The organism is Neobacillus driksii (assembly GCF_013409995.1).
GTDB classification, from domain to species: Bacteria; Bacillota; Bacilli; order Bacillales; family Cytobacillaceae; genus Neobacillus; species Neobacillus driksii.
Genome location: NZ_JACCBX010000002.1, coordinates 587,791 through 598,041 on the forward strand (window position 1 = coordinate 587,791; position 10,251 = coordinate 598,041).

Sequence of the window (10,251 nt, forward strand, 5' to 3'; positions counted from 1 at the left end):
CTTATTGAAGGAATGCACCCATTAGTTTAAGTATATCTTTTCATAATCTGATAATTACTTAAGGTGTCTGACTCCTTATGGGAAAGCCTCTACTCTGTTCTTCAACTAAGCTGCTTCGTTAGCTCCAAACAAAAAGGCTGTAAGTAACAGCCGCTCCTTAAATTGAATATCTATCCCAATAGATTGGAGAGATAGTATATAAAAACGTAAAGTCCCAACGAACCCATACTAAAACTTATTACTGCAATTGATAAATAAGGCGTGTAGCCCTTTTGTTTTCTAGTACGCATTAAATAATAAAAAGATAATATTAAACTAACTATAAAAGTACCGAACCATAAATTATTTAATAATGAAGCCCCAAAGAAAGCAAGAAAACTTACTAAGTAGGAAATATTGATCAAAAGCAAAAATATTAAAATAACTTGTCCCAAAATGTATCCCCCTCCTACCTCTTTCATATCCAAATTTTAACATAAAGTTCTTCCTTCTTGAAGTTAATTGCCACTTTAGCTCTACAAGAAAAAAGATCGCCGCAGCAATCACATATTTAACTCTTGCTACGGTTAGCTTAAGTACACTTCTTCACAATATTTCGAAATCCACATAATTGTATCTGTGAAATAAATTTTCTAAATATTTATCCTTTTTATTTGCACGAACGTTCATTCGTGTATAATTAAGATATTCTAATAAAAGGAGGAATTTTGATGAATTCTATTGATTTAATTATTTTAAACTTTAATGAAATAAGGAGAAGAAGCATTAAAGTCTGGACATCCATTCCTGATGATAAACTCCATTGGAAGCCAGATGGTGAGGCAATGAATTGCCTGGAAATGGTTAGACATGTACTAGAAAGTGAACATTACTATCACTTAGCAATTAAAAATAGAGGGAGTTTGTCCGTTTTCAATTCTCCTTTCGAAAATCGTCCATTTACCTCAGTAAATGCCGAATTGGAATATGCAGAACCTTATAGAAAAGCGTTCATAGATACAATCAAGTCATTTTCTGAAGAAGACTTAGAAAATATAAAGATTGACCGCTCTGATTCAGGTTACATAAGAGATTTAGGCGACATGTTATTACGTGTTGGCTATCATGAATCTATTCATACGGGTCAGTTATTGGATTATTTGAGAACAGCAGGTGTTCCAAGAGTCCGTATCTGGGATTAATCCACTCCGATGGTGCTAACACAATAGTGATGCACCTTTTTTATTTCACAGATTAGTTCTGAATCACTGTTCATGTTTGCCCTATTTCTTGTTTTGAATCTTCAGTCGGATAAGCTCTCGAGTAATAATTATATTTACTTTAGTCGCAATTTGGTTTAAATATAACTTAAAGGGAGATTATTTTTCCCCTTCTTTCTTAAACTATCCTGCACGTTACTTCAAGAAGAAAGTGCGTTCCTTCGCTATCGAAGCATCGCACCCGTTACTTTAAGTACATTTCTTCACAATTTCTTTGAAAGGAACAAGAAAATATCGATGTTACTGCTGTTCATAACCCCTTATTATTTGAATAGTTGAAATATTCTTTACTGATCATTCTAAAAATGATAAAATTTTAAAAAAAGGGGGGGAAATGGCTAGACACAAAGAATTTGATGAAGCCGAGGTTTTACGAAAAGCAATGGTGCTTTTTTGGCGAAATGGATATGAAAAAACGTCTATGCAAGATTTAGTAGACTATAAGCACATACACCGTCGAATTATTTATGACACATTTGGTGATAAACAGACGTTGTTTCTGCGAGCTCTACAACTCTTCGAAGAAATATTCGAAATAAGAATGGAACAACAAATTAAACCTATTAATTCAGTCAAGTTAGCGATAAGAAGATTATTTGAAATGGTGGTTTTTCGGATGAAGAATAACCCCCAGGATATTTAATTGTAAATACAGCTGTAGAATTAACCTTACATGACCAAGAAGTTGCTGACAGGATTAGTAAAAGCTTTAGTAAGACAGAATCAGTTATATACGAACTACTATTGCAGGGGCAAATAAGTGAATAAATATCCGATCAACTTGATATAGAAAAAATATCTGAATTTATTCATAATTCACTTATTGGGGTAAGAGTATTAGCCAAAACAACGAAAGATAAAGAGATACTTCAAAACATCATTGATTCGACTTTAGCGGTATTAGATTAACATTTTTAGAATGAACGTTCTAGTACAATCTTTTTTATTTTTAATATGGAGGGTGAAAAGAATGAATCATTTAGAGTTTTTGAAGAAAATGGCAAAGGGCGAAATACCTGGTTCGCCGGCTGCAGAGGTAATCGGTTTTCACATAACAGATGTTGAGGAAGGGAAGGTTGTGGTCGAAATGGATGCAACAGAAAGATTACACAATCCGATCGGTACACTACATGGAGGGATTTTATGTGACATATCCGATGCCGCTATGGGCTATGCATTTGTAACTACATTAGCTGAGGACGAACTTTTTACGACGATCGAAATTAAATTAAATTTCCTAAAACCTATTTTTAAATCTAGACTTCGAGCTGTGGGAAAATTAATAAAAAAAGGTTCATCAATCGGATTACTGGAGTGTCATGTATATGATGAAAAACAAAGTCTTGTGGCACATTCTACAAGTACATGTATGATTTTAAAGGGTAATTCTGCCGGAAAAAGATTGAAAATAGAATAATATAACTAATCTCTTGTAAAAAGAAAGTCCATTCAAAGTAAGGTCCATAAAGGTTTAGCTATCATTTAGCTTGTAGTACGATGTAAAGTTCATTTTTACCAATTTTAATAAGGTTAGGTGGGAACAAATGCCTTCTATTCTAACGGCTCCTTCCAAAATGGAAAGCACGGTGCAATTACAAGAGAATAAACTCATTTTAATATGGAGTGTTACCACTTTGCTTGTTGTAATGAATACAACCATGTTTAATGTTGCATTACCCTTTATACTTAGAGACTTATCCTTAAGTTCATCCTTGGGCTCATGGCTGGTATCAGGTTATTCCATCATGTTTGCCATTTCAACGTTAACTTTTGGTCGCCTATCTGATTTTGTTCCCCTCTCAAGTCTTTTACTCCATGGAATTTGCCTATTAGGAATATCATCAGTCATCGGTTTCTTTTCAACTAATTTTTTTATCCTATTAGGAGTTAGAATTCTTCAAGCAGCTGGAGCAGGAGCCGTTATGGGATTAAGTATGATCATGGCTGGGCGGTATATCCCTCTATCAAGGCGTGGAAAAGCGATGGCGATTATTGCTTCAGCTGCCTCTTTGGCATTTGGGTTAGGTCCTGTACTAGGGGGAGTGATTACTCAATACTTAGGATGGAATTATCTTTTCGTTGTCACTATTTTTTCTGTCCTGTCTATGCCTTTCTTCCTAAAGTTATTGCCTAATGAGGTGATTAAAAAAGGTCATTTCGATTTATTCGGTGCTATTCTTACTGGGCTTAGTGTAACAGGTCTGTTACTTTTTCTATCTACATTTTCGTATGGGATACTATTAGGAACAGTCGTTCTTTTTGCGGTATGTTGGAAATATCTTAATAAGACGGAAGAACCGTTTATTCCGCTAATCCTACTTAGAAATAAGCAATACACAAAGCTCCTTCTTATTAATTGTTCTGCTTTTTTCATTAACTTTTCACTTCTGTTTTTAATGCCTATTATTCTCACAACTGTATTCGGTAAAGAACCAGCAGAGCTAGGACTGATGATTTTTCCAGGTGCCATTATCGCCATGGTTGCTGGCATATATATAGGAAGATTCATTGACCGTTTTGGGAATGCACCCTTAATTATTTTTGGACAGTTATTGTTATTAAGTGCCTCAATCTTATTTGCATGGTTCTCTTCTGCAAATCCCTATTTTATCCTTTTCATTTATATGTTTGCTAGCGTTGGCTTTACGGCAATTTCTTCGAGTATTTCAAACCAGATAACAAGGATCTTACCCATCAATCAAATTGGTTCGGGTATTGGAATCGGACAATTAATGCAATTTTTCGGTGCGGGTCTCGGAGTGACTATTTCTGGATTACTCATAACCATTCAAGAAGGTTTAACTTTGGAAACGGTTTATAGAAATATTTTTATTTGCTTTTCGATTATTAACATTATGACTGGTTTCATATACGTCTTCTATCTTCGTAGAGCTAGGTTAAAGGAGCAAAGTTAAATTCTTCATCGATTGAATAGAAATAGGACTTCCATAATAGGTTTCCAGCACTCTTTCAAGGGTGCTGTTTTATTTCCAAAGAAGGTCAATAAAATAATTTTTTCAGTTGTGAGTCATCTTATAATTGAACTTCCCCGTTTGCGAAATAAAAAGCTACCCTATTGGTAGCTGGAACTATAAAAGGAAAGCATCTTATAGTTTACAAGAGTTCTTCCACTTACTTAAATTTTAGATTAAAAGGTTACAATAACTTTGCCTTGTGAGTGTCCAGTAGAAACTTTTATTAATGCTTTGTTAATGTCATTAAAATTATAAGTTGAATCAATAGAGGGCGTGATATTTTCCTTTTCAACAAGGTTAGTGATTCTTTGTAACTGACTGCCATTGGCTTGAACGAATAAAAAGTGATATTCATTTTTATGTTTACGTGCTAAAGAATCTACACGAGCACCCACTAAACCAAACAATAGTTTTTTCCACACTGGAAAATTATTTTCAACCGCAAAGCGATAATTAGGTACGGCTTTTAATGATACTAATTTCCCTTGAGGCTTTAATATACCAAGTTCTGCTTTTATCTCTTTTGCTCCCAAGGTGTCAATAACATAATCTATATCAGATAAAATGTTGGCATAGTTTTCCTCATGGTAATTTATGAATTTATCAGCGCCAATCGACATTGTACGGGATCTACCTCTTTCACTGCCGCTTGTTATAACATATAACCCCATTGATTTGGCGATGGGGATTGCCATAGCACCAAAGCCTCCGGTTCCTCCAGGGATAAATAGCTTTTTGTTAGGCTGAGCATTGAGTACATCATTTAATGCTTGATAAGCAGTCAAAGCAGTGAGAGGAACAGCTGCTGCTTCAATAAAGGATAGATTTTTAGGCATTATGGATATAGCATCTTCATTGACGACCGCATATTCAGCAAAAGCTCCAATTTGATTAACTGGCAACCTCGTATAAATGTGGTCACCAACGTGGAAGTTCTTAACATCTTTTCCAACAGCCTCAATAACTCCAGATAGTTCATTTCCTAAAGTTAATGGTAAATCATAATCAGAAATCATTCGAATACTTCCATTTAAAATAAGGATATCTAATGGATTAACACCTGCTGCTTTTACTTTAACGAGTACCTCCCGGCTATTAAATTCTGGAATTTTAACATCATTCAATTCCACTTGAACTTCTTTTGAATATTTCTGCATTTGAGCAGCTCTCATTTTTTCATCCTCTTCCTCTACAATTTTTTGGTGCTTTTTCCTATAAAATGGCGTACAATTTTTCAGTTGTACGCCATTCTTCACCTTATAAGCTATACTTACCCCTCTTGAGATTTTAATTCTTTCATGGTAGGATAATCCGTATAACCCATGCTTCCGTTACCACCAAAGAATGTTGTACGGTCTGCTTCATTCAAAGGAACCCCATTTTTGAGACGTTCTACTAAATCCGGATTAGCTAATGACCATACACCAACTGGTACCATATCTGCAACGCCATTATCAATATCTACACTAATATTTTCTAGAGCTCGACCAGCTCGATTGACTAATAATGGATTGGACCAAAGTGAACGAATTTTATGGAGCAGTGTTTCGTTTCCTACATGCATAACATGAAGGTAAGCCAAATTGAATTGAGCTAATTCTTTTACAAGATGGAGATAAACTTCAGGACCTTGTTCACCTTCTTCAATTCCACCAAGAGGTACCCCTGGTGAGATACGAAATCCCGTTCTTTCTGCTCCAATTTCTTCAACGATTGCTTTCGTTATTTCGATAGCAAAGCGAGCACGATTTTCTATTGATCCGCCGTATTTATCCGTTCGTTTATTAGAATTTTCACCGATAAATTGATGAATTAGATAACCATTTGCTCCATGAATTTCAACACCATCAGCTCCTGCTTCAATAGCTGCAGATGCTGCTTTTCGGAAGTCTGCAATTGTCGTTTGAATATCTTCTTCACTTAACTCGCGGGGAACGGGTATTTCCTGCATCCCTTTAGCAGTAAACATTTCTACTCCAGGTGCGATGTCAGATGGTGCAACTGCTTGACGATGATGTGGTGTATTGTCAGGGTGCGACATACGACCGACATGCATTAATTGGATATACATAAATCCACCTGCTTCATGCACAGCATCCGTAACCTTTTTCCACCCTTTAATATGCCTTTCAGTATAGATGCCAGGTGACCATAAATAGCCTTGTCCATCATCAGAAGGTTGTGTACCTTCACTAATAATTAATCCCATTGATGCTCTTTGAGCATAATAAAGGGAACTTAGTTCTCCTGGTGTACCATCTTCTTGCGCCCTACTACGTGTCATTGGTGCCATCGCTAAGTGATGAGGTAATACCAAATTTCCAATTTTCATTTTGCTCCACAATTTATCCATTTTTGTACACTCCTCTTCAAATTATGTTCCCCGGTGTATACGGTGTCCTTTTACCTTTTGTTTGAAATCTTGGACCAATCACTGTATTAGTAATTTGTATTAGGAGAGATGTGGGTATATCGCAGATACACCACCAGCAAAAACTCTTTGGATATTTCGACTCACGTCATCAGCAACAATTTCAAAACTGTCGGATTCTAATCCATCAACAGCAATTTTTGCGATATCCTTAGGGTTGGATTTGGGAACTTCTAAGCTCGATGTCATACCTGTCTCCATGAAGCCTACATGTAATCCAGCTACTCTCACATTTTGAGGATAGAGATTTATACGTAGGTCGTTTGTCAATGCCCACTCTGCCGCCTTTGCAGCTGTATAAGCGCCAACAGTTCCCAAACTGACCCAAGATAATGCGGAAAGAATATTCAGAATCGTTCCTCCCCCATTTTTTGCTAAAATCGGTGCGAAAGTTCGTACCATGGAAAGTGTGCCAAAGAAATGGGTATTAAACTCCAAATGTATTTTATCGAGATCACCATCAATCAAAGAAGCACCTGTAGACGATCCTGCATTGTTAATCAAAAGCGTAAGATCCTTAGCGACCATAGCGGCTGCAGCTACCTCTTGAGGGTTGGTAATATCAAGCTTCACAGGAATTACACCGGGAATGTCAATGGACTCCGGATTTCTTGCACCGGCATAAACCTTAGCCCCTCTGGATAGAAGTTCAAGTGCTAAATGGCGTCCAAAACCTCGGTTCGCTCCGGTTACAAATACGACTTGTTCAGAAATTTTCATTTTTATGTGCTCCTTTTAATATTTATTTTGGTACAACAAAATGTCTTACTCCTCAAAACTACGCAAGTAACGATTTCCTTAAGGAGAAGTTTTGGGCATAGGCAAGTCTTGCTATATGGGAATGGTCATTCTAAAAAGTACAAAGGAATGATCCCTTCATTTGAGAAATTTTTAAGTAAGGCAAAAATCATATACAAGAACGATCATTCTAAAAAACACAAAAGAAAAATCCCTTCATGGAGAGAGCTTAAGCAAGGCAAGAATCATATATGAGAACAATCATTCTAAAAAATACATAAGCAATGATATCTTCATAGGAGAAAGCTTTACTACAGTTCAAACTTTCTCTTATAGGAACTATTTATCTAAAAGTTTTATCGATAAATTGGCTATACGGTGTAATTTTTCTTTGGGAATGGAGGTTCTTGTCATTACCCTTAACCCAACACACACAGTATGCAGATGTTCCGCCAGTTCGCCGGCATCATACTCTGAAGCAAATTCTCCCTCCTCTTGCCCCCACAGAATAATATCCTTGAGTAGCTGCTCTGATAGTGTGAACGATTCAGTGGACTTTGAATCCACATCAGCATCGCGCATTGCCAATTCCACCGCCGAATTCACCATTAAACAGCCTGAAGGAGAGTTTTCTTCACCATATATCATGAAACTAAAAATAAACTGAAGAGCTTCCGCTGCATTCTTGGAGCGTTTAACTTCTCCCGTAAGATCAGCACTGACTTTATCGCGAAATCGATCCATAGCTTTCAAAAACAGCGTATGTTTGTCGCCAAATGTATCATACAAACTTCTGCGATGGATTCCCATATGCTCGACCAGATCGGTCATGGATGTCTTCTCATAACCTTGTTCCCAAAAGAGCTTCATCGCCTTGTCTAATACTACGTTCTCTTCGAATTCTTTACTTCTTGCCATTCTATTATCCTCCTCCCATAGTCACTATAACATATTGAGAACGAACGATAAAGAAAGTAATCTCGTAATAATTATTCCAAATATTATCAAATGTAGTGAAACTACTTATAGCTCAAATAAGGAAACTCCACAATCTCTTCTACATTTTATCTGTCAGCATAACCTAAATCGCTTGATCATATGGTCCCAAGAATCTTACCAAAGACTGATTTTTAAAAAGAAAATACTTTTGTGTAATAAAAAAACTGTTTTTTTCTGTGTAATTTAAGAAATTTGATTTTTGTGATTTAGAAGGAAGGGCATTTTTTTATTGGTATCAAAATCAAAACCCGACTCGTCGTTTGAATTTACATAAACAGCACCACAAATTGGCGCACAGGATATAAGTAAGAAAGTAGTCATAGTTCTATCACCTAAACATTTTTAGGAGTATTATTCCCATTCCTTATTCAACTAAACAGCACCTTTAGTTCAACAAGATTAAAGCTGTATTGTCAAACCTACTGTAATTAAATGAAAAATTTGTGAATCTGGAGAAAAAACTCTTTTCAATTTCGCTTTTAATTGATACAATTCCTATTAATAAGGTAGGAATAGTAGGTGTTTCGGGAATGTCTTTGTATGAGAAATTACCAAGTGATTTTTTGATTCAATTTTATTATGAAGTGCAAAAAATGATTTCAAAAGGATTAGTTTCTAAAAATATGTACTATGAATTAGGACTAATAATTGCAGCTACATCAAAAAGAGGGATACTATTGGATAAGCCAAAAGATTTTAAACAGCACATTGTCCACGAATTATTAATGGAATTAAGTAACTAGAATTCCGCCGTGATTGAATAAATAGTTAATCGTAAGAAGTCTTTCATTAAACAAACAAAAAGCCGCTGATAAAAATCAGTGGCTTTCTTCAACTAAAGCTACCCGTTAGTTGCAGAAGAAGTTTTATTTAATTCTCTTGTTGCTTTTTCTGATTGAAAGTATAGTAAATTCGCTATAAGGGGGAGCGTCAGGAAAATGCAGATTTACAACGTTAAGGAAGTTTCAATATAAAAAAACCTAATTTTTCAGCATTAAATGAGAAATTAGGTTTTTTCATTAATAGAAAAAGATTTATAAGTATTTATCACTAATCACGTTCATATGGTGTAACTCGTGCCCGGCAATGCCATATGCAATGGTACCTATCGAAACAGGGCTGTTCATTACAGTTCCATTACGAACCCACGCTGCATCATCAATGGTTGAAATAAGGCTTAACGTGTTGGAGCGTACCGTGTCTATACCAGCTAGTAACTGCTCCCAGGATAATTTGTTGAAGTTTGCCGCAGAAACGTATTGATCCTGATCCATTGCTGGGAGTGGTGCACTTTCATTTCGTGCAATGGCAAGCATTCGATACGACATCACACGTTCCGAGTCGGTCATATGCCCGATCACTTCTTTTAAAGTCCATTTCCCTGGTGCGTACGCCTTCCTTGATGACTCCTCTGATACGCTGCTTAACAGGGTAATGGTCTTAGTTGGTTGCAACTAAGTATTTCTTCAATATCTCCATCTGGCACTAGACTGACATACCTATAATGCTCTGGATTTTCAATAAATAATGGCCGTGGACGCACAAGAATCCTCCTCATCGGAATAGCTAATTATGGTTCTAGGCAAATATTCGACTGTCAAGAAGATATTTCCTTTATTTTTGATATTTAATTTCATTACCGCAAAATAATTGCAAATTAAACAACTTTATTATCTCTGTACAACTGATTTATGCAGTTAACATAATACAGATAATAATGGATTAATTCACTTTTTATTCCACTAACCTGCCCCTTCGTATTATAAGGTTAGCCAGAATGCTAAATATTTCTGGTTGACCTTATTTATTTTGGTCTTATTATATCAGTAGCCAGGGTAGAACGTATCTG

At 36.0% G+C, this 10,251-nt stretch carries 11 protein-coding genes; 5 read left to right on the forward strand and 6 right to left on the reverse strand.

The window, feature by feature from the left end; genetic code table 11:
• Positions 1 to 170 precede the first annotated feature (170 nt).
• Positions 171 to 461 carry a hypothetical protein gene (locus tag F4694_RS31740; RefSeq protein WP_218895538.1) on the reverse strand — a complete coding sequence of 97 codons (291 nt, stop codon included), beginning with the start codon at positions 459 to 461 and terminating at the stop codon, positions 171 to 173.
• Positions 462 to 710: 249 nt separating this feature from the next.
• On the opposite strand from F4694_RS31740, the gene F4694_RS06110 reads away from it, so the two are divergent.
• The 4 genes from F4694_RS06110 (at position 711) to F4694_RS06125 (ending at position 4,174) form a co-directional block, all read left to right on the forward strand.
• Positions 711 to 1,181 carry a DinB family protein gene (locus tag F4694_RS06110; RefSeq protein ID WP_179595991.1) on the forward strand — a complete coding sequence of 157 codons (471 nt, stop codon included), beginning with the start codon at positions 711 to 713 and terminating at the stop codon, positions 1,179 to 1,181.
• 412 nt (positions 1,182 to 1,593) lie between these two features.
• Positions 1,594 to 1,902 (forward strand): TetR/AcrR family transcriptional regulator, encoded by a 309-nt coding sequence (locus F4694_RS32060; protein ID WP_257029143.1) that lies wholly within the window; start codon positions 1,594 to 1,596, stop codon positions 1,900 to 1,902.
• Positions 1,903 to 2,229: 327 nt separating this feature from the next.
• A complete protein-coding gene (locus tag F4694_RS06120) occupies positions 2,230 to 2,676 on the forward strand; it encodes a PaaI family thioesterase (RefSeq protein ID WP_179595992.1) in 447 nt (148 codons plus the stop codon).
• Between the two features lie 127 nt (positions 2,677 to 2,803).
• On the forward strand, positions 2,804 to 4,174 hold the full coding sequence (locus F4694_RS06125; protein ID WP_179595993.1) for an MFS transporter: 1,371 nt from the start codon (positions 2,804 to 2,806) through the stop codon (positions 4,172 to 4,174).
• Positions 4,175 to 4,407: 233 nt separating this feature from the next.
• Here the strand turns inward: F4694_RS06125 and F4694_RS06130 are convergent, their stop codons facing one another.
• From F4694_RS06130 to F4694_RS06145, 4 genes are all read right to left on the reverse strand, one after another.
• Positions 4,408 to 5,406 (reverse strand): NADP-dependent oxidoreductase, encoded by a 999-nt coding sequence (locus tag F4694_RS06130; protein WP_179595994.1) that lies wholly within the window; start codon positions 5,404 to 5,406, stop codon positions 4,408 to 4,410.
• A 98-nt stretch (positions 5,407 to 5,504) separates the two neighbouring features.
• Positions 5,505 to 6,587: an alkene reductase gene (locus F4694_RS06135; protein WP_179595995.1), complete on the reverse strand. Its 1,083-nt coding sequence runs from the start codon at positions 6,585 to 6,587 to the stop codon at positions 5,505 to 5,507.
• Between the two features lie 99 nt (positions 6,588 to 6,686).
• Positions 6,687 to 7,385 (reverse strand): SDR family oxidoreductase, encoded by a 699-nt coding sequence (locus tag F4694_RS06140; protein ID WP_179595996.1) that lies wholly within the window; start codon positions 7,383 to 7,385, stop codon positions 6,687 to 6,689.
• Positions 7,386 to 7,742: 357 nt separating this feature from the next.
• Complete coding sequence (locus tag F4694_RS06145) at positions 7,743 to 8,321, reverse strand: TetR/AcrR family transcriptional regulator (RefSeq protein WP_179595997.1); 579 nt, start codon at positions 8,319 to 8,321, stop codon at positions 7,743 to 7,745.
• 524 nt (positions 8,322 to 8,845) lie between these two features.
• Here F4694_RS06145 and F4694_RS06150 point away from each other — a divergent pair.
• Positions 8,846 to 9,145 carry a hypothetical protein gene (locus tag F4694_RS06150; RefSeq protein WP_179595998.1) on the forward strand — a complete coding sequence of 100 codons (300 nt, stop codon included), beginning with the start codon at positions 8,846 to 8,848 and terminating at the stop codon, positions 9,143 to 9,145.
• Positions 9,146 to 9,436: 291 nt separating this feature from the next.
• On the opposite strand, the gene F4694_RS06155 is transcribed toward F4694_RS06150, so the two are convergent.
• A complete protein-coding gene (locus F4694_RS06155; RefSeq protein WP_257029144.1) occupies positions 9,437 to 9,856 on the reverse strand; it encodes a DinB family protein in 420 nt (139 codons plus the stop codon).
• Between the last annotated feature and the right edge of the window lie 395 nt (positions 9,857 to 10,251).

Excerpts from the sequence above, each read along its gene's own strand:
- F4694_RS31740 (WP_218895538.1), bottom strand. The coding sequence starts at position 461 with ATGAAAGAGGTAGGAGGGGGATACATTTTGGGACAAGTTATTTTAATA.
- F4694_RS06110 (WP_179595991.1), top strand. The coding sequence starts at position 711 with ATGAATTCTATTGATTTAATTATTTTAAACTTTAATGAAATAAGGAGA.
- F4694_RS32060 (WP_257029143.1), top strand. The coding sequence starts at position 1,594 with ATGGCTAGACACAAAGAATTTGATGAAGCCGAGGTTTTACGAAAAGCA.
- F4694_RS06120 (WP_179595992.1), top strand. The coding sequence starts at position 2,230 with ATGAATCATTTAGAGTTTTTGAAGAAAATGGCAAAGGGCGAAATACCT.
- F4694_RS06125 (WP_179595993.1), top strand. The coding sequence starts at position 2,804 with ATGCCTTCTATTCTAACGGCTCCTTCCAAAATGGAAAGCACGGTGCAA.
- F4694_RS06130 (WP_179595994.1), bottom strand. The coding sequence starts at position 5,406 with ATGAGAGCTGCTCAAATGCAGAAATATTCAAAAGAAGTTCAAGTGGAA.
- F4694_RS06135 (WP_179595995.1), bottom strand. The coding sequence starts at position 6,587 with ATGGATAAATTGTGGAGCAAAATGAAAATTGGAAATTTGGTATTACCT.
- F4694_RS06140 (WP_179595996.1), bottom strand. The coding sequence starts at position 7,385 with ATGAAAATTTCTGAACAAGTCGTATTTGTAACCGGAGCGAACCGAGGT.
- F4694_RS06145 (WP_179595997.1), bottom strand. The coding sequence starts at position 8,321 with ATGGCAAGAAGTAAAGAATTCGAAGAGAACGTAGTATTAGACAAGGCG.